Origin of the sequence: Citrobacter braakii, assembly GCF_002075345.1 — a bacterium.
Lineage (GTDB): Bacteria > Pseudomonadota > Gammaproteobacteria > Enterobacterales > Enterobacteriaceae > Citrobacter > Citrobacter braakii.
In genome coordinates this window covers 171,705-191,252 of the sequence record NZ_NAEW01000001.1, presented here as the reverse complement: position 1 = coordinate 191,252, position 19,548 = coordinate 171,705, and the positions used below count along the sequence as shown (strand labels likewise).

At 51.7% G+C, this 19,548-nt stretch carries 18 protein-coding genes and 1 tRNA gene; 8 read left to right on the top strand and 11 right to left on the bottom strand.

Annotated elements, in window-relative coordinates; genetic code table 11:
• The first annotated feature begins 559 nt into the window (after positions 1-559).
• From csgD to csgG, 4 genes are read left to right on the top strand one after another with little or no spacing between them, the layout of a single operon-like run.
• A complete protein-coding gene (gene csgD, locus BZK42_RS01000; protein WP_003036091.1) occupies positions 560-1,210 on the top strand; it encodes a biofilm master transcriptional regulator CsgD in 651 nt (216 codons plus the stop codon).
• A gap of 4 nt (positions 1,211-1,214) precedes the next feature.
• Entirely contained in the window at positions 1,215-1,607 is a 393-nt protein-coding gene (gene csgE, locus BZK42_RS00995) for a curli production assembly/transport protein CsgE (protein ID WP_016152600.1), read from the top strand.
• 25 nt (positions 1,608-1,632) lie between these two features.
• On the top strand, positions 1,633-2,046 hold the full coding sequence (gene csgF / locus BZK42_RS00990) for a curli production assembly/transport protein CsgF (protein WP_016152599.1): 414 nt from the start codon (positions 1,633-1,635) through the stop codon (positions 2,044-2,046).
• Positions 2,047-2,071: 25 nt separating this feature from the next.
• Positions 2,072-2,905, top strand: a complete 834-nt coding sequence (gene csgG, locus BZK42_RS00985; RefSeq protein ID WP_016152598.1) for a curli production assembly/transport protein CsgG — start codon at positions 2,072-2,074, stop codon at positions 2,903-2,905.
• A 47-nt stretch (positions 2,906-2,952) separates the two neighbouring features.
• Here csgG and BZK42_RS00980 read toward each other — a convergent pair whose 3' ends face one another.
• From BZK42_RS00980 to ghrA, 4 genes are all read right to left on the bottom strand, one after another.
• Positions 2,953-3,435, bottom strand: coding sequence for a DUF1097 domain-containing protein (locus tag BZK42_RS00980; protein ID WP_080858585.1), 483 nt, complete (start codon positions 3,433-3,435; stop codon positions 2,953-2,955).
• 101 nt (positions 3,436-3,536) lie between these two features.
• Positions 3,537-4,091: a TorD/DmsD family molecular chaperone gene (locus BZK42_RS00975; RefSeq protein ID WP_016152596.1), complete on the bottom strand. Its 555-nt coding sequence runs from the start codon at positions 4,089-4,091 to the stop codon at positions 3,537-3,539.
• Positions 4,092-4,114: 23 nt separating this feature from the next.
• Entirely contained in the window at positions 4,115-4,852 is a 738-nt protein-coding gene (locus tag BZK42_RS00970) for a phosphatase (RefSeq protein WP_016156173.1), read from the bottom strand.
• A gap of 86 nt (positions 4,853-4,938) precedes the next feature.
• The gene (gene ghrA / locus BZK42_RS00965) at positions 4,939-5,877 is read right to left on the bottom strand and encodes a glyoxylate/hydroxypyruvate reductase GhrA (protein WP_016152594.1); all 939 of its coding nucleotides are present in this window, start codon (positions 5,875-5,877) and stop codon (positions 4,939-4,941) included.
• Positions 5,878-6,112: 235 nt separating this feature from the next.
• On the opposite strand from ghrA, the gene BZK42_RS00960 reads away from it, so the two are divergent.
• Together BZK42_RS00960 and BZK42_RS00950 are read left to right on the top strand one after the other, a co-directional pair.
• Positions 6,113-6,200: transfer RNA gene (locus tag BZK42_RS00960), tRNA-Ser, on the top strand.
• Positions 6,201-6,569: 369 nt separating this feature from the next.
• Positions 6,570-6,938, top strand: coding sequence for a hypothetical protein (locus BZK42_RS00950; RefSeq protein WP_080858584.1), 369 nt, complete (start codon positions 6,570-6,572; stop codon positions 6,936-6,938).
• Between the two features lie 57 nt (positions 6,939-6,995).
• Here BZK42_RS00950 and phoH read toward each other — a convergent pair whose 3' ends face one another.
• The 6 genes from phoH to putP form a co-directional block, all read right to left on the bottom strand.
• The gene (phoH, locus tag BZK42_RS00945; RefSeq protein ID WP_016152592.1) at positions 6,996-7,784 is read right to left on the bottom strand and encodes a phosphate starvation-inducible protein PhoH; all 789 of its coding nucleotides are present in this window, start codon (positions 7,782-7,784) and stop codon (positions 6,996-6,998) included.
• Positions 7,763-8,059 (bottom strand): hypothetical protein, encoded by a 297-nt coding sequence (locus BZK42_RS28870; protein WP_169922376.1) that lies wholly within the window; start codon positions 8,057-8,059, stop codon positions 7,763-7,765. The genes phoH and BZK42_RS28870 overlap by 22 nt, the downstream gene beginning before the upstream one ends.
• A gap of 246 nt (positions 8,060-8,305) precedes the next feature.
• The gene (efeB, locus tag BZK42_RS00940) at positions 8,306-9,589 is read right to left on the bottom strand and encodes an iron uptake transporter deferrochelatase/peroxidase subunit (protein ID WP_080858583.1); all 1,284 of its coding nucleotides are present in this window, start codon (positions 9,587-9,589) and stop codon (positions 8,306-8,308) included.
• Between the two features lie 5 nt (positions 9,590-9,594).
• Positions 9,595-10,722 carry an iron uptake system protein EfeO gene (gene efeO / locus BZK42_RS00935; protein ID WP_016156169.1) on the bottom strand — a complete coding sequence of 376 codons (1,128 nt, stop codon included), beginning with the start codon at positions 10,720-10,722 and terminating at the stop codon, positions 9,595-9,597.
• A 58-nt stretch (positions 10,723-10,780) separates the two neighbouring features.
• Positions 10,781-11,614 carry an iron uptake transporter permease EfeU gene (efeU, locus tag BZK42_RS00930; protein WP_019076441.1) on the bottom strand — a complete coding sequence of 278 codons (834 nt, stop codon included), beginning with the start codon at positions 11,612-11,614 and terminating at the stop codon, positions 10,781-10,783.
• 213 nt (positions 11,615-11,827) lie between these two features.
• On the bottom strand, positions 11,828-13,336 hold the full coding sequence (gene putP / locus BZK42_RS00925) for a sodium/proline symporter PutP (RefSeq protein WP_016152586.1): 1,509 nt from the start codon (positions 13,334-13,336) through the stop codon (positions 11,828-11,830).
• A 422-nt stretch (positions 13,337-13,758) separates the two neighbouring features.
• On the opposite strand from putP, the gene putA reads away from it, so the two are divergent.
• Entirely contained in the window at positions 13,759-17,721 is a 3,963-nt protein-coding gene (gene putA, locus BZK42_RS00915) for a trifunctional transcriptional regulator/proline dehydrogenase/L-glutamate gamma-semialdehyde dehydrogenase (RefSeq protein ID WP_047501093.1), read from the top strand.
• Positions 17,722-18,497: 776 nt separating this feature from the next.
• A complete protein-coding gene (locus BZK42_RS00900) occupies positions 18,498-18,893 on the top strand; it encodes a lysozyme inhibitor LprI family protein (protein WP_016152584.1) in 396 nt (131 codons plus the stop codon).
• Here the strand turns inward: BZK42_RS00900 and rutR are convergent.
• Positions 18,890-19,528 carry an HTH-type transcriptional regulator RutR gene (gene rutR / locus BZK42_RS00895; RefSeq protein WP_016156165.1) on the bottom strand — a complete coding sequence of 213 codons (639 nt, stop codon included), beginning with the start codon at positions 19,526-19,528 and terminating at the stop codon, positions 18,890-18,892. The genes BZK42_RS00900 and rutR overlap by 4 nt on opposite strands.
• Between the last annotated feature and the right edge of the window lie 20 nt (positions 19,529-19,548).

Below are 19,548 nucleotides of genomic sequence, written 5' to 3'. Positions count from 1 at the left end.
AGCTCTGGATTTTATTTATTTTGTAACCCGATGAGTGAATTTCTATGCAGTAACAAAAAAACGCGTTTCCCGCGTTTTATGGGCCTTGCAGACGGTAGTGGGATTGTCCTCGGTACAAGTCGTGACAAGTGTCATTTTTTTCTATCTAAAATTGTTCAACTTAAAGTGAGACAAAAAAATCAAAATTCATTAGAAATCTAAAACCATCTAATTACAATTTTATTTCTTAAAATTCAATAAGATATTATAATTTGTATGATTTTTTAAATCTATGCAATAACGATAAAATGTACAACTTTACTATCAAATCTAAACTCCACAAAAACGCAAAAATCACATTTTAATATATAAATTTACATTATGTAACATGTTTAACACTTGCTTTAAGATTTGTAATAGCTAGATTGAAATCAGTTGAAGTCCATTTGTTTTAATATTTTCACCCCGTTGGGTCGAAGTTTTATTTCTACACAGCAGTGCAACATCTGTCAGTACTTCTGGTGCCTCTATTTTAGTAGAGGCAACTGTCAGGTGTGCGACTAAAAAGTGGAGTTTCATCATGTTTAATGAAGTCCATAGTATTCATGGTCATACATTATTGTTGATCACTAAACCATCCCTGCAGGCAACTGCGTTATTACAGCATTTAAAGCAATCGCTGGCGTTAACCGGAAAACTACATAATATTCAACGTTCTCTGGATGATATATCCTCCAGCTGCATTGTTTTACTGGATATGATGGAGGCAGATAAAAAACTGATCCATTACTGGCAAGATAATTTGAGCAGAAAAAACAACAATATAAAAACTTTATTGTTGAATACCCCAGATGATTATCCTTACCGGGATATTGAAAACTGGCCGCATATCAATGGCGTATTTTACGCAACTGAAGATGAGCAGCGTGTAGTCAGCGGTTTGCAGGGTGTGTTGCGGGGCGAATGCTACTTTTCGCAAAAGCTTGCCAGCTACCTGATCACGCATTCCGGGAACTACCGCTATAACAGCACGGAGTCGGCATTACTTACGCACCGTGAAAAAGAGATCCTTAATAAACTGCGTATCGGCGCCTCAAATATTGAAATCGCGCGTTCACTATTTATTAGTGAAAATACGGTGAAAACACATCTTTATAATCTTTTCAAAAAGATAGCTGTCAAAAATCGTACGCAGGCGGTCTCGTGGGCCAATGATAACCTCAGGCGATAAAGCCATGAAACGCTATTTGACCTGGATTGTGGCAGCAAATTTGTTCCTTGCTGCCGGGAATCTACACGCGGCTGTAGAGGTGGAGGTTCCCGGACTGTTAACCGACCACACTGTCTCTTCCATTGGCCATGATTTTTACCGGGCCTTTAGTGACAAGTGGGAAAGTAAGTACACAGGAAACTTAACCATTAATGAAAGACCCAGTGCACGTTGGGGAAGTTGGATCACCATAACGGTCAATCAGGACGTTATCTTCCAGACTTTTTTATTCCCGACGAAAAGAGACTTCGACAAAATTGTGGTCTTTGCATTGGCAGAAACAGAGGAAGCATTAAATCGTCGGCAAATAGATCAAACACTATTAAGCACGAGCGATTTAGCGCGCGATGAATTCTAAAACATGATTTTGTCCGGAGGCTTTCATGCGTGTCAAACATGCAGTGGTTTTGCTCATGCTGATTTCACCATTAAGTTGGGCCGGAAATATGACGTTCCAGTTCCGCAACCCTAACTTTGGTGGTAACCCAAATAACGGCTCTTTTTTACTGAACAGCGCCCAGGCGCAAAACTCGTATAAAGATCCGAGTGCCGGCGACTACGGGATTGAAACCCCAACAGCGCTGGATAACTTTACCCAGGCGATCCAGTCACAAATACTCGGTGGCTTACTTACCAATATCAATACCGGTAAGCCGGGAAGGATGGTAACCAGCGATTTTATCGTTGATATCGCCAACCGGGATGGACAACTGCAACTGAATGTCACGGACAGGAAAACGGGGAGAACGTCGACTATTGAAGTGTCGGGTTTACAAAATCAGTCGACCGATTTCTAAATTATAGCCACGAAAGGAAAAAATCATGCAGCGCTTACTTATCATGGTGGCAGTAATTTTACTCAGCGGATGTTTAACAGCCCCGCCGCAAGAAGCCGCTAAGCCGACATTAATGCCCCGAGCCCAAAGCTATAAAGACTTGACGCACCTGCCCATGCCTACAGGTAAGATTTTTGTCTCGGTATACAATATTCAGGATGAGACTGGCCAGTTTAAACCTTATCCGGCAAGTAACTTCTCAACCGCCGTCCCGCAAAGCGCCACGGCGATGCTTGTCACCGCATTGAAGGATTCTCGTTGGTTCGTTCCGCTGGAACGTCAGGGATTGCAGAACTTGCTTAACGAACGAAAAATCATTCGTGCAGCTCAGGAAAACGGCACAGTTGCCATTAATAACCGGATCCCTCTGCAGTCTCTGACCGCGGCAAACATCATGGTAGAAGGATCAATTATTGGTTATGAAAGCAACGTTAAATCGGGTGGCGTTGGTGCGCGCTATTTCGGTATTGGCGCCGATACGCAGTACCAGCTCGACCAGATAGCGGTCAACCTGCGTGTGGTTAACGTTAGTACTGGTGAAATCCTCTCATCGGTGAATACCAGCAAAACTATCTTGTCTTATGAAGTGCAGGCTGGGGTATTCCGCTTCATTGACTACCAGCGACTGCTGGAAGGTGAAATTGGCTACACCTCTAACGAACCGGTTATGCTTTGTCTGATGTCAGCAATTGAAACCGGCGTTATCTTCCTGATTAATGACGGGATTGATCGCGGATTGTGGGATTTGCAGGATAAGAAACAAGTTGATAATGACATCCTGGTTAAATACCGCCATTTGTCGGTACCTCCGGAATCCTGAGTGGTCGATACAGCATAAAAAGCGTGAGGAAAACCCTCACGCTTTTTTTATTTACTGGTCAACGTCGACGATAGCCGATTCTCACGACGAGATGCCAGCCACAATCCGCTGTTTTTCATCGCATAGCCGAATACCAGCCCCAGCGCCAGAGATGGCACGACCAACTGCCAGTCACCCTGCCCTGCAAACGTTGTGCAGGCGCCAATAAAGGTGCCCGGCACAAATGAAAGCAACCATTGCTTTGCCTGAATACACATGAGAAACGCGACAATTCCCGTCATGACATAACCAATAATGTCCATATGCGGGGCAAGCGCGCTACCGTTAATAATCACCAACGCCCACACCACACCGCTTAGCAGCGTACACGCCGAGATCCACAACCCTTTCAGCCCACCCTGCGGACAGGCAAAATAGGCCGTGCAGCCCAGAAAGCCAGCCCAACTGAGTAAACCAAGAGATACGGCCACCCATCCCCAAATCCCAGAGAGAATGCCCGTTGTGATTGCAATTGAGAGAAGTATGTTCATGCCGCGTATCTTAGCAGAAAAACGGCATGGGAATGAGATCGTGCACACAATTCATGCAATGATGTAATTTGAGTTGCAGTTTAATGTGATATAAATCACATTTACTCTTCAGTATCTTCCTGCAATTCGTCCCACATCGCGCCAATGGCATCACGCGTTAACGGTGCCATGGTACGCCAGAACTGTGTGTTTGCGTGTGCTTCAACTTTGCCAAGGAACGTGCCGCACCAGGGCAACAGGTATTCCACAAACAAGGTTTCGAGTGCTTCACTTTCATCTTCCGCAGACTGGTCTTCAAGCCATGAAGCCGCCAGCAACAGCGTGCCAATATGATCTGCAGGCGTATCTGCCAGCGGCATTCCGCGGGCAGAAAGAAAAGCACGAACATCGGATTCTTTCGCCCCTTCTACCCAGGCGCTACGATAAGGCGGCACCGCACACTCGTCGCCGACAAACAGCGCGTTGTAATCCGCAGCCAACTGAGGCATATCGCAGCTTTTCTGCAGACGAGTGAGCAGTTCGTCCTGTTCCAGCGGCCAGTTGGCGGACAGTTTACCTTCACTAATCAGGGTAAACAGAGGAACCAGTAAAGGGTCCTGCGGTTGGCGGTAAAACAGCGAGCCCAGTACACGACACAGGATAGAAAACTCGTTCATTGATATATTCCAGTTAGTAACAATTACAGTTCAGCAAATTCCGCGATCGGCTCCATGCCTCGCGATTCCAGAAACGCCAGCAGGCGTTTAGGGGTGACGTTTAAAATTCTGTCTTCCGGGAAATTTACATCATCCAGAATTTTACGGCATTCACCAAATTCACCCAGTGTGAAAGCGGTATGTGAATCCGATCCTAACGCCACCCAGCCTCCGGCATCACGCACTGCCGCAGCGACCGCGCGACAATTGTCCTCACTCCCCTTACGCGAATGCAAAAACGAGGAGTTATTGATTTCCAGCGCGACCTGGTATTTTGCCGCCGCCTGCGCAATCGCTGTGATATCCACGGGATATTTAGGATTCCCCGGATGGCTGATGATATGCACGTGACCACTGGCCATCGTGGCTATCATTGCCTGGGTATTGGTGTCTTTATCGTGAGGTGCAAAAACCGGCTCATGGAAGCCCGCAATGATGAGATCCAGGGAGGTAAACATCGGACCTGAACAGTCGATTTCGCCTTCAATATTCTTAATATTCGCCTCGATACCGCGCAGGATCCCTACGCCATCAACGATACGAGGCCAAATGCGCATATTAATAAAGTGCCAGTGATGAGGCGCATCCGCCATGTCCGGTCCATGATCGGTTATGGCAAACAGCTTGATGCCTTTGCGATGGGCTTCAGCGATGTAATCACTTAAGGTGCTGTAGGCGTGGGTACTGGCGACGGTATGCATATGCAGGTCAACGGGATACATAACTCTCTCCTGTAGTCATTTTCCGTCAAGGATAGCAGGTATCGTCGCCATTTATTAGCTCAAACCCGGCACTTGCCGGGTTACCATCAATATCCCCGAACGCGATCGACCTGACCCGTTACGGATTTCCCACTTTCCAGGTCCAAAATCGTACGGGAGATGTAGTCCACCGCCTCTGCCGGGCGTGTTACCGCGGCGATATGCGGCGTCATTGCCACACGCGGATGTTTCCATAGCGGGCTGGTTTCCGGCAGCGGTTCACGGCTATAGACATCCAGCATGGCACCTTTCACTTTGCCGCTGTCCAGCGATGCCAGAAGATCGTCTTCATTGAGATGAACGCCGCGCGCCAGGTTGAGCACGTAAGCGCCATCCTGCAATTGGCTTAGTAAATCAGCGTTAATAATGCCTACGGTTTCTGCCGTATTAGGCAGGAGGTTGATCAGCACGCGAGTTTGACTCAAAAACGCGCCCAGTTCCTCGGTACCGGCGAAGCTTTCCACACCAGACCAGGATTTACGCGTACGACTCCAGCAGCGTAGCGGGAACCCCCATGCTTGCAGACTTTCTGCAACTTTTGCGCCTAAAACACCAGCGCCCATGATCCCGACGCTAAACTCATCGCGGGTATATTCTGGCAACGGTTGCCATTTCGCCTGGTTTTTTAATGCCTGGTAGTCATCAAAGCGACGGAACCAGTGCAATACCTGACTAACCGCATATTCCTGCATTTGCAGGCCCATCCCCGTATCTTCCAGACGGAAAAGCGGGATCGACGCATCCAACATTTCCGGATGAGCGTTTAGTTTACTGAGAATAGAATCGACGCCCGCACCCAGCGCAAATACGGCTTTTAATTTTCGTCCGGCGAGCATTTCAACCGGAGGATGCCAGACCAGCGCGTAGTCAGCATGCGCATTATCACCTGCCTTCCACTCACGGACCCGCGCGCCAGGTATGGCCTTTGTCAGCGCATTTAGCCACCAGGTTGTATCGAATGTTGGGTGATAGAAAATTATATCCATAGCGTCTCCTGAACATTGTTATGCGGAACGTACTCGCACTTATAATCATCATTTTTCGAGGGAACATCAGAGTAGCAAATTTTAGGGTGCTGGCAAAAAAAACAATTCCCGCTTATTTAAGCTGCATATTGATTGAAGTTTGTGTAAATGCACGTTTTTTTCAAAAAGTTGATTGACGCCGGAGCGGTATTTCCCTAAATTAGCGCCCGTTCCGGTAGCACAGGAACAACAATATGGTGAGGTGTCCGAGTGGCTGAAGGAGCACGCCTGGAAAGTGTGTATACGGCAACGTATCGGGGGTTCGAATCCCCCCCTCACCGCCATATTCGAGAAAGAGCTCGTACGCAAGTACGGGCTTTTTTTTCGCATGTTGCACGCCTGTGGGGGGATGAGAAGCCCCGACCGGGGGTCGACAACTGGCGCAGCCAGTTGGACAGACTGAGAGCGCAGCGAACAGGCTGCCCGAAGGGCGAGCGAAGCGAGTCAATCCCCCCCTCACTGCCATATTCGAGAAAGAGCTCATACGCAAGTACGGGCTTTTTTTTTCGCATGTGACTCGTCCTGAATAGCGTTAACCTGTAGGTCTGATAAGCATCGCGCTATCAAGCATCATCCCCCGCCCCGTTGCACATTATCCAATCCACTCTTATGCTGTAACAACCGCTTTCTCAAGCAATCAGGAAAATAACGGCATGTTAAACATAGAAGGAACTTTGCTGGATGAGCTCATGTCGCAGGCAGACGAAGCAGGATTTATTCCGTTGAAGGTTTTCTCGCGAAAAATCCTCAAACGTACACCGAATGAAATAAATACGTTTTTCGATCCTGACAGCCGATTCTACGAAGAGTATCAGCGAACGGTTATTTGCAACGTCAGGCATAACGTCACCATTAAAAAAACCTACACCAGCAATGGGATCTTACGAAAAGAAACTACGGTAGGTGGGATTTATAAGGATGACCTACTGACCTTTCTGGCACAAGCGCTAAAGAAAATAGACGAAAATAACCAGTTGTTTGACCAGGCCTGCGCCAACTACTGGAGCAGCAAAAGAAAGTAATCTGCTGACGTCAAATAACAAAGCCCGGTTTCCCGGGCCTTGAAGACGGAGTACTTATCAGTTGTAAGCATTGAGCGTCCGCTGACAGAGTGCCGAACGGACGCAATCGTCTTTATTGAAACGAACAATCCCAACCATATCATCTTCTTCGAAACGGGCCAGCGCATCGCTTAGCCCTGAGCGAACGTGGGCGGGTAGATCGCACTGGGTCACATCCCCGTTCACAATCACCGTCACATTCTCCCCGAGGCGAGTCAAAAACATCTTCATCTGTGCTGCAGTAACATTCTGAGCCTCGTCAAGAATGACCACTGCATTTTCAAATGTGCGTCCACGCATATAGGCGAATGGCGCGATTTCCACCTTACCAATCTCAGGCCGCAGGCAATATTGCATGAAGGAGGCGCCCAGACGTTTCACCAGCACGTCATACACTGGACGAAAATAAGGCGCAAACTTCTCGGAAACATCTCCAGGTAAGAAGCCGAGGTCTTCATCAGCTTGCAGAACTGGACGGGTTACAATGATCCTGTCCACGTCTTTGTGGATCAGGGCCTCTGCTGCTTTTGCCGCGCTGATCCAGGTTTTACCACACCCGGCTTCACCGGTAGCGAAGATCAGCTGTTTACTCTCGATAGCATTCAGGTACTGGGCCTGAGCTTCATTCCGCGCCGTGATTGGCGTGGCGTCGCGACTATCACGCGCCATACCAATCGCTTCTACGCCGCCCATCTGCACAAGCGAGGTGACCGATTCATCTTCACGTTGTTTATGGCTACGCGAATCCCGCCTCAGCACACGTTTTGCTTCACGACGAGCTTTGATCACTGCTTTTTGTCTTCCCATGGATAGCACCTTGAGTTGTAGGTATACATCACACGCGCCGTTGGCGGCACGATTATGCGCACGAACATCTGAGGGTTGGCTTCCTTGTAAGCCATTGCTTGCTTTCGGATAAGACGCCACACACGGCTACGCGCACCGTACAAGGTGTCAGTTACGAAGATAAGAAGTGAAAGGGAGAGAGATTTAGCGGTGACGAGGTGGCTACCGGAAGAGAAACGTCCGCGTAACGTACTGCAGCTACTGTGAAAAATGAGTCCAATACAGGACTTTTCCATCGCGATCTCCATAGTGAACGACTATCACCGCCGGGAACTACCGCTGTTTCTTATAATTACATCATAATCTTTCGTTAATGCAACAATATTTTTACTTGTCGTTAACTTAAATTCTATCTAATCACCAGAGACAGTCTCTTGCAGAGAGATGACAGAATTATTTCAGTCTCGTACCGATCATAAAAAATAATTTGTTCATTCATACAGATGTCAGGAAAAGCCCCGCTGTACAACGGGGCGTAATCATCAGGCTTCGAGTAGAGACTGTCCCAGATATTGATCTGCGGTTTTGACACCCGGCAAAGCAAAGAAGTAGCCCCCACCAATTGGTTTGACATACTCTTCCAGCGCTTCACCGTTGAGGCGTTTCTGCACAGTCAAAAAGCCTTTTTCCAGATCGTGTTGATAGCAGACAAACAACAGTCCCATATCCAGTTGACCGGATGGGGTCACACCGAGCGAATAGCTGTAGCCACGGCGCATCATCAGGCTGGACTCGGTCTCTTTCGTGCGCGGATTCGCCAGGCGGATATGACTGTCGAGCGCAATCACCTCACCCTCGGGATCGCTGGCATAGTCAGGCACATCATGCTCGTACTGCATACCCAGCGGCGCGCCGGTGTGTTTATCTCGACCAAATATCTTTTGCTGCTCTTTCAGCGGCGTACGATCCCAGAACTCGACGCGAAACTGAATGAGCCTGACGGCCTGATAACTACCACCTTGCGCCCAGACAGGTTCGCCCTGCCCGTCCGTAACCCACACCACGTCTTGCATCAACTTCGCATCCGTCGCGTCCGGATTCGCGGTGCCATCCTTAAAACCAAGCAAGTTGACCGGGGTCTCTTTGCCTTTGCTGCGCGCGGCATGGTCGGAAATAAACCCTTCACGTTTCCAGCGCACGCTAAGGAGATCGGGCGTATGTTTAATGATATCGCGCAGCGCATGGATAACGGTGTCCTGCGTGTTGGCACAAATCTGCAGCAGCAAATCACCATGGCACAGCGCCGCATCCAGCGAATCATTCGGGAAGCGGGTCATTTTTTGCAGCTTTTTCGGCATCTGCGATTTCAGGCCATAACGTTCATCAAATAGCGAGGCGCCGACTGACAACGTCATCGTCAGGTTGTCTGGCGCAATGTATGCGCCGAGGATACCGGAATCCATAGGGGGTAAACGCGGGTTCGGCGTATCCGGCACCGGCCCGCCCGTGGTCAGAAACGCAAATCGGGTGGTCAGCAAGCGGAACAAGCGTTCCAGATCAGCCTTATCGCTGGCGAGAACATCGAACGCCACCAGCATCATCGATGCCTGCTGCGGCGTCAGGATCCCTGCCTGATGCTGACCATAAAACGGCTGCGCTTCACTACGCGCATCGGGGGACAGCGTTCCCGGCGCGCTTTGTGGTTTTTGCGCGTGGGCAACCGGACATCCACCCGCCAGCGCCAGCGCCCCACCCAGGGCGCCCATCCCTTTCAGTAAACGTCGGCGTGAAGGTTCGCTCACGCCGTTTTCATTATCTTGCTGCATTTTGCTTAATCCAGACCCAGAACACCGCGTAATTGCGACAAGTCTTCCGCCAGCGTCGTGATTGGCCCTTTCAGCGCATTGCGATCGGCGTCGGTCAGTTTGTCATAGGTTTCAAAACCGTCTTTGGTACGGTACTTACTCAGAATGGTATCGACTTTTTTGAAGTTCGCATCCACCTTCGCCAACAGCTCAGCATTGGATTTTTGTAACTGAGGGCGCAGGAGATCGACGATTTTCTGCGCGCCATCGATATTGGCCTGGAAATCCCACAGATCGGTATGGCTGTAGCGATCCTCTTCTCCGCTAATTTTGCTGGCAGCGACTTCTTCAATCAGTCCTGCTGCCCCGCCAACCACTTTTGACGGTGGGAAGGCCAGTTCGCTAATACGCGTTTGCAGGTCAAGAACATCGCGGTTTAATTGGTCGGCATACTTGTCCATACCTTTGGTGGTGTTGTCGCCGAACAACGCTTTCTCCAGACGGTGGAAGCCGGTGAATTTAGGATCGGCGGCTTTTTGCTCATAATCATCTTCACGTGCATCGATGCTGCCGTCGAGATCGGAGAACAGTTCAGCAATCGGTTCAATACGCTCATAATGCTGACGAGTTGGCGCATACAGCGATTTCGCTTTTTCCAGATCGCCAGCTTTAATCGCATCGGTGAATGCTTTGGTGCCCGCAACCAGTTGTGCAGTTTCGGCTGTCACATAGGCTTTGTATTCAGTAATCGCGCCACTTAGGCTCAGCAGAGCATCGCCCTGCGCGGCATCCGCCGTTGCGCTACCTTTTACAATTAGTTTGCCTTTCGGGTTGGTCAACAGACCGCAGGTCATATCATATTCACCTGGCTGCAGGTTAGCTGTCATTTTCTGGCTAAAGCCCGGCGCAATGTTTTCACGTTCTTCAACCACCATAACCCCTTTAAGGATCTCCCACTCCAGCGCTTTCTGGCTGTGGTTCTGGATGATGAACTGCGTTTTCCCAGCGTTAACCGTGATCGTCATCGGCTCACACTGTTTGTCGTTAACCGTGACTTTCACCTGCGGAATATCGGCGGCTTGTGCAGAAAAAGCGGAGGCAAACAGCGCGGCAATACCCAACTGCAGCGCACTACGGCGAAAATTAAACGTCATAACCTATCCCTATAAATAAGTATGTTGTAACTAAGGAGTATTCTGCATCGCGTTTTTATCAGGGTGCGGTACGCGATGCCGTAGTGCCTGAACGCGGCGGCAGTGCAAACATAATCAATGCCGGAATCAGGTAGATAAACCAAATGGCGACTTCACTGACGCTCGGCGCTTCCTGATAGCCGAAAATACCTTCCATCAATGTGCCAAACAGCGAATGCGTTGAAAGCACGCTGCTCATGTCAAACGCCACATCCTGAAAATGATTCCATAACCCGGCTTCGTGGAACGCGCGGATGGCCCCAGCGGCAAGACCAGCGGCCACCAGCAAAATGAACAGGCTGGTCCATTTGAAGAATGCCCCGAGGTTGAGGCGAATGCCGCCGAGGTAAATCAGGTAACCCAGTACCACTGCGGTGGCCAGCCCCAGCATCGCACCTAACGGTGGCCAAATGCCTACATCCTGCTGGAATGCCGCCAGCAGGAAGAACACCGATTCCAGGCCTTCACGGGCAACGGCAAAAAAGACCATCATCACCAGCGCCCAGCCGTGATGATTGCCGCGTTGCAACGCGTTATCGACAGCCTGTTCAAGCTGGACTTTGACGTTGCGCGAAACTTTACGCATCCAGAACACCATCCAGGTGAGGATCACCACGGCAATGACCGCCACGATGCCTTCAAACAGCTCCTGTTCTTTTTGCGGAAATTCACCGGTGGTTTCATTGATGAAAACGCCTAACGCCAGACATAACGCCGCCGCCAGCAGAACACCAATCCACATCACACCAATCCATCGACCACGCTGAGTCCGTTTCAGGTAGCTGGCAATCAGGCTGACTATCAGCGCGGCCTCTAACCCTTCGCGCAACATAATAAGAAATGGAACAAACATGCGAAGAACCCTTAAACGTTATTCTCAGTCAATTGATGAAAAGAAAAGTAAATTACAGTGATAGTGATTATCATTACAGTAAAGAAAAACTCAAGCAGAATGTTTTGAGAATGATGACTTAATGTAAACAGTTAGGCGGGTAACGATTAGGGCGGTTTGCAGCGGGGACAAATAAAAAAGCCCGCACGCGGCGGGCTTAAAGATCGAGGCGGATTACTCTGCCTGTAAACGTGATGGCGGAGCTGTGTGATAATGCGCATCAGCCTCGGCAAAACGTTGCTGCATAGCGGCTGAAGGCGCTTTACCCAACAGGCTGAAGACCACAATACCGATGCTGCCGAAAATAAAGCCTGGGATGATTTCATACAGACCCAACCAGGCAAACTGCTTCCAGACGATTACCGTCACCGCACCGATGAGCATCCCGGCCAGCGCGCCGTTACGCGTCATACGCGACCACATTACGGAGAACAGAACCACCGGACCAAACGCCGCGCCAAAGCCGGCCCAGGCGTAGCTTACCAGACCAAGCACACGGTTCTCCGGGTTCGCCGCCAGCGCGATAGACACCAGCGCCACAACCAGCACCATGATGCGACCAATCCATACCAGCTCTTTCTGGCTGGCATTTTTACGCAGGAACGCTTTATACAAGTCTTCGGTGATTGCACTGGAGCACACCAGCAGCTGGCAGCTCAGGGTCGACATCACCGCTGCGAGGATAGCAGACAGCAGAATACCGGCAATCCACGGGTTGAACAGGATTTGCGCCAGTTCAATAAACACGCGTTCGGCGTTCTGGTTAACGGCACCGGCAAGCTGTGGGTTGTTGTTAAAGTAAGCGATACCAAAGAAGCCAACGGCAACTGCACCTGCCAGACACAGGATCATCCAGGTCATACTGATGCGGCGGGCATGAACAATGCTATGGTGAGAATCAGCCGCCATAAAGCGCGCCAGAATATGCGGCTGACCGAAATAGCCCAGACCCCAGCCCATCAGGGAAATAATGGCAACAAAATTCAGCCCTTTGAACATGTCCACGTTCTCAATGCTCTTTTGTTTAATCACTTCCAGCGAATCGTCAAACCCACCCACGCCAATGACTACCATTACCGGCGTCAGGATCAGGGCGAAGATCATCAGGCTGGCCTGGACGGTATCGGTCCAGCTTACCGCCAGGAAACCACCGATAAAGGTATAAATAATCGTCGCGGCCGCCCCTGCCCACAGCGCTGTTTCGTAACTCATGCCAAAGGTGCTTTCAAACAGACGCGCCCCTGCCACAATACCGGAAGCACAGTAGATGGTGAAAAACAGCAGAATAACCAGCGCGGAGATAATACGCAGAATTCGGCTTTTATCTTCAAAGCGACCGGTAAAGTAATCCGGTAACGTCAGCGCATTGTTATTGTATTCGGTATGCACGCGTAAACGTCCGGCCACCAGTTTCCAGTTGATCCACGCACCCAAAATAAGGCCAATAGCAATCCAACTTTCTGAAATCCCCGACAGGAAAATCGCGCCAGGCAGCCCCATCAGCAACCAGCCGCTCATGTCAGATGCCCCGGCGGATAACGCGGTCACGAATGGACCCAGACTGCGTCCACCAAGAATGTAATCGTCAAAGTTTTTGGTTGAACGCCATGCAATAAACCCTATCAATATCATGCCGAAAATATAGACACAGAATGTCACTAACATCGGTGTGCTAATAGCCATCAAAACTCTCCAAAATTATGTATCAGCAATGCCGTGGCTTGCCGTTTTATTACCCTGCCGGAACGTGGCAAAGATATCTATGTTTACCAGGGCGACCGTATCCTGCCGGAAGCGATGGTCATTCACAATCGATTTAACACACCATTTACATCAAATTTAATCCAGAGTAGATAGCATTTTTCTGTAGGTTGCACTCTCTCACACTTTTTTAGGTTGCACCTTTTAAAAGTGTTAACTACCGCAGAGAAAAAGATTCGGCAACTTTTATAGCCCCCGTCAAAACACTCACGTTTATTAACATTTCATTCATTTCCAAGCTTGCAAACCAAGTCACATTTAACACGGTTGCACAAAGTTGCAACATAGTGGATATTTCTCGGTAACTATCAGCCCCGTATTTCAGTACAACAGGAGTAAACGGCATGGGAACCACCACGATGGGGGTTAAGCTGGATGACGCCACTCGCGAGCGTATTAAAACAGCAGCATCACGAATCGATCGCACGCCACATTGGCTGATCAAACAAGCCATTTTTAATTATCTCGAAAGACTGGAAAATGACGACGCGCTTCCTGAACTACCGGCCCTGCTGGCGGGTGCTGCGAATGAGGGCGATGAGTCGACCACGTTGCAAAATGAAGCGCATCAGCCTTTCCTGGAATTTGCTGAACAGATCCTGCCGCAGTCAGTTTCCCGCGCGGCAATCACCGCTGCTTACCGCCGCGCCGAAACTGACGCCGTACCGATGCTGATGGAGCAGGCTCGTCTGCCGCAGCCTATCGCTGAGCAGGCGCATAAGCTGGCATACGATCTGGCAGACAAACTACGTAACCAGAAGACCGCTAGCGGTCGCGCCGGGATGGTACAAGGTTTATTGCAGGAATTCTCCCTTTCTTCACAGGAAGGCGTCGCGCTGATGTGTCTGGCCGAAGCCTTGCTGCGTATTCCAGATAAAGCGACCCGCGATGCGTTAATCCGCGACAAGATCAGCAACGGTAACTGGCAGTCGCACATTGGCCGCAGCCCATCCCTGTTCGTCAACGCGGCGACCTGGGGGCTGTTGTTTACCGGTCGTCTGGTTTCAACGCATAACGAAGCCAGCCTCTCACGCTCACTCAACCGTATTATCGGCAAGAGCGGTGAGCCGCTGGTGCGTAAAGGCGTCGACATGGCCATGCGCTTGATGGGCGAGCAGTTTGTCACCGGGGAGACCATCGCTGAAGCGCTGGCTAACGCGCGTAAACTGGAAGAAAAAGGCTTCCGTTACTCCTATGACATGCTGGGCGAAGCGGCCCTGACCGCCGCCGATGCACAGGCTTATATGGTTTCATACCAGCAGGCGATCCACGCCATTGGTAAAGCCTCTAACGGGCGCGGTATCTACGAAGGGCCAGGTATTTCTATCAAGCTGTCGGCACTGCATCCGCGTTACAGCCGTGCGCAGTACGATCGCGTGATGGATGAACTCTATCCTCGTCTGAAATCGCTTACTCTGCTGGCACGTCAGTACGACATCGGCATTAATATCGACGCCGAAGAGGCTGACCGACTGGAGATCTCCCTCGATCTGCTGGAAAAACTGTGCTTTGAACCCGAACTGGCAGGCTGGAACGGGATCGGTTTTGTTATCCAGGCCTACCAGAAGCGCTGCCCGTATGTTATCGACTACCTGATTGACCTCGCCACGCGCAGCCGCCGCCGCCTGATGATCCGTCTGGTTAAGGGCGCCTACTGGGATAGCGAAATTAAACGTGCCCAGATGGACGGTCTGGAAGGTTATCCGGTCTACACCCGTAAGGTGTACACCGACGTTTCCTACCTGGCCTGTGCGAAAAAGCTGCTTGCCGTACCGAATCTGATCTACCCGCAGTTCGCCACCCACAACGCCCATACGCTGGCGGCGATTTATCAGTTAGCCGGTCAAAACTACTATCCGGGTCAGTACGAGTTCCAGTGCCTGCACGGCATGGGCGAACCGCTGTATGAGCAGGTCACCGGCAAAGTTGCGGATGGCAAACTGAATCGTCCATGCCGCATTTATGCACCGGTCGGCACGCACGAAACGCTGCTGGCTTACCTGGTGCGTCGTCTGCTGGAAAACGGCGCCAACACCTCGTTCGTCAACCGCATTGCCGACACGACCCTGCCGCTGGATGAACTGGTTGCCGATCCGGTCGAGGCTGTTGAAAAACTGGCGCAGCAAGAAGGTCAGGCCGGTCTGCCGCATCCGAAGATTGCCCTGCCGCGTGACCTGTACGGTAAAGGCCGCGAAAACTCAGGCGGGCTGGATTTAGCTAACGAACATCGTCTGGCCTCGCTGTCCTCTGCCCTGCTCAACAGCGCGCTACAAAAATGGCACGCTAAACCCATTCTGGAGCACCCGGTTGCTGACGGAGAAATGACGCCAGTCGTTAACCCGGCCGAGCCGAAAGACATTGTCGGTTACGTGCGTGAGGCGACTCACGCTGAAGTGGAACAGGCGTTACAGAACGCAGCGAATAACGCGCCGATCTGGTTCGCCACACCGCCACAAGAGCGCGCCGCCATTTTGCATCGTGCCGCCGTTCTGATGGAAGGTCAGATGCAGCAGTTGATTGGCATCCTGGTACGCGAAGCGGGTAAAACCTTCAGCAACGCCATTGCGGAAGTGCGCGAAGCGGTAGACTTCCTGCATTATTATGCCGGTCAGGTTCGCGATGATTTCGATAATGAAACCCATCGACCGTTAGGACCGGTGGTTTGTATCAGCCCATGGAACTTCCCGCTGGCCATTTTCACCGGGCAGATTGCCGCCGCGCTGGCGGCGGGTAACAGCGTGCTGGCGAAACCGGCGGAACAAACCCCGTTAATTGCCGCCCAGGGCATCGCTATTTTGCTCGAAGCGGGTGTACCGCCGGGCGTGGTGCAACTGTTGCCTGGTCAGGGTGAAACCGTCGGGGCGCAGCTCACTTCCGATGAGCGCGTACGCGGCGTCATGTTTACCGGCTCAACGGAAGTCGCCACGCTGTTGCAACGCAATATCGCCACCCGCCTTGATGCTCAGGGGCGTCCAATCCCGCTTATCGCCGAAACCGGTGGGATGAACGCAATGATTGTCGACTCCTCCGCGTTGACGGAACAGGTCGTGGTCGACGTTCTGGCTTCAGCGTTTGACAGCGCCGGACAGCGCTGCTCCGCGCTGCGCGTCCTGTGTCTGCAGGACGATGTAGCCGACCATACGCTGAAAATGCTGCGCGGCGCGATGGCGGAATGTCGCATGGGTAATCCAGGTCGCCTGACCACCGATATTGGGCCGGTAATTGATGAAGAAGCCAAAACCAATATTGAGCGCCATATTCAGGCCATGCGCGCCAAAGGACGCCCGGTATTTCAGGCCGTGCGCGACAACAGTGACGATGCGCGTGAATGGCAAACCGGTACCTTTATTGCTCCGACGCTGATCGAGCTGGAAAGCTTCGACGAATTACAAAAAGAGGTGTTTGGTCCGGTACTGCACGTCGTGCGCTACACCCGTAACAATCTGGGCAACCTGATTGAGCAAATTAATGCCTCCGGCTACGGCCTGACGCTGGGCGTACACACTCGTATCGATGAAACCATCGCCCAGGTCACAGGATCGGCACACGTGGGGAACCTGTACGTTAACCGCAATATGGTCGGCGCCGTTGTCGGCGTGCAGCCATTCGGTGGCGAAGGCTTGTCTGGTACCGGGCCAAAAGCAGGTGGACCGCTGTATCTGTATCGCCTGCTGGCTAACCGCCCGGAAAATGCGTTAGGCATTACGCTTGCCCGCCAGGATGCCGACTACCCGGTCGATGCGCAGCTTAAAGCTGCACTCGTTCAGCCGCTGGAAGCGCTCAGCGAATGGGCAACCGATCGACCCTCACTGCAGGCGCTCTGCCAGCAGTTTGGCGAACTGGCGCAGGCCGGTACTCAGCGTCTGCTGCCAGGACCCACTGGCGAGCGCAATACCTGGACGCTGTTGCCGCGTGAACGCGTACTGTGTATCGCCGATGATGAACAGGACGCGCTGGTACAGGTTGCCGCTGTGGCTTCCGTTGGTAGCTTAATCCTGTGGCCAGATGATGCGTTCCATCGTGAACTGGCAAAACGTCTGCCAGCCGCCGTCTCCGGGCGCATTCAGTTTGCCAAAGCGGACAACATCACTACGCAGCCGTTTGATGCCGTTATTTTCCACGGCGATTCCGACCAACTGCGTTCACTGTGCGAAGCGGTAGCTGCCCGCGAAGGGGCGATTGTATCAGTCCAGGGCTTTGCCCGTGGCGAAAGCAATATTCTGCTGGAGAGGCTGTACATTGAACGCTCCCTGAGCGTCAATACCGCCGCTGCCGGGGGGAACGCCAGCCTGATGACAATCGGCTAAGGTTGTGGTTAATTAAGGCTCCGGTTAGGGGGTAATGCCTGTCAATTAAGCATTACGGCGAACATGTGATTTCGGCTCAGGGTTCCGTTCACCTCAGTGGTATCACTTTTCTGAGGCTCAGACACCCGTGAACGTGCAAGAGAGGCTCACCGCCGCCTCCCTTGCATCCCTGGCTCCCGGCGGGAAAATCGTCGCTGCGCGATTCATTCGTCTTATGCCGTCTGCCTTCGGGTCGGGGCCGGGCCTGCGTCCCTGCAGGCCGCCCCCTCTGCCCGCATCCCTGCGGGCAGACCCGGTCAGCCGTCAACGCCTCATCGATTTTCAGCCGGACCGGGGTCATCGCTGCAACGCACTGACTTCCAGTTAACTCTGTTTTGCTGTTCAGATAAAAAACGCAGGGGGTCAGGTGTGGGCTGGTCCGGCTGAAAATTGCCGACGTGTTTCCGTAAGGCAGGGAGAACCCGCAGGGATGCGGGTTCAGGGCGCGTTTTACAGGGAAGTTTCCTCGCGCCCGGCCCGGTAGCCTGGAGGAATAAACGGAGGGGACCACGAAGTGGCAATTTTCCCGCCGGGAGCCGGGATTGTTAAGGGTACGGCGATAGTACCCTTAACACGTTCACAGGGAGGATCGTTTCAGAGAAGTGACAAACATAAGGTGAACGTAGCAATATACCGGAGGCAACAGATTCATTACCTCCGTATGTGCCACTCATCCTCGTTAACTGACAAGCATGACTCCGGTAACGGGGCCTTTTTTTATGGATCCAGAGGGAAGCATGAAACGAATCGTACTGACATGTGCAGCGCTGCTGTTGAGCGGCCAGGCGCTGGCGGATGACTGCGCCAACGCGAACACTCAGATTGAGATGAACACCTGTGCGGCAGAGCAGTTTAAGGCGGCCGACACCAAACTTAATGACACTTATCAGAATGCGCTTAAGCGCGCCGCCCCAACCCAGCGCGATTTACTGAAAAAAGCGCAAATCTCATGGATAACCCTGCGCGATGCGGACTGCGCGTTAATCAGTTCCGGCACCGAAGGCGGTAGCGTCCAGGCGATGATTTCCAGCCAGTGTCTGACGGATAAAACCAACGAGCGTGAAGCGTTTCTCGCCTCGCTCTTACAGTGCGAAGAGGGCGATTTAAGCTGTCCGTTACCACCAGCCAGTTAACGCACGCGGATCCCTTCAATAATCATCCGCTGCACGCTCTCCACCGTTTGGTTAAAAAAGGCTTCATCACGCAGCGTTGCGCCCGTTACCGCCTCTACCTGTGGGGCAAAGTCGGCGTAGTGCTGGGTTGAAGCCCAAATCATAAAAATCAGATGATGCGGATCGACCGGAGCCAGTTTCCCACTTTTGATCCAACCGGCAATCAGCGCCGATTTCTCATCAATTAGCGTTTTGAGATCGCCCGTTAATTCAGCCATCAATAAAGGCGCACCTGCCAGCATCTCCATACAAAACAGTCGTGAAGCCTGAGGGTAATCGCGCGACACTTCCAGCTTAAGGCGAATGTATTCTTTAATGGCCACTAGCGGCGCAAAGTCTTCGCGAAAAGCCTTCAACGGAGCCAGCCAGACGTCGAGGATTTGCCGCAAAACGGCAATATAGAGCACCTCTTTTGACGGGAAGTAATAAAGCAGATTCGTTTTTGACACACCCGCCTGCTCAGCGACCTGTTCGAGACGCGTGCCGTGGATCCCATATTGGGAGAAGATATTTAATGCCGCGGTTAATATGGCCTGGCGTTTTGCACTGACGGCCTGCGAGCGCTTACCTGTTTTTTTCTCTGCGCGTTGGACCATGCGCCCTCTCCTTCTTGTGA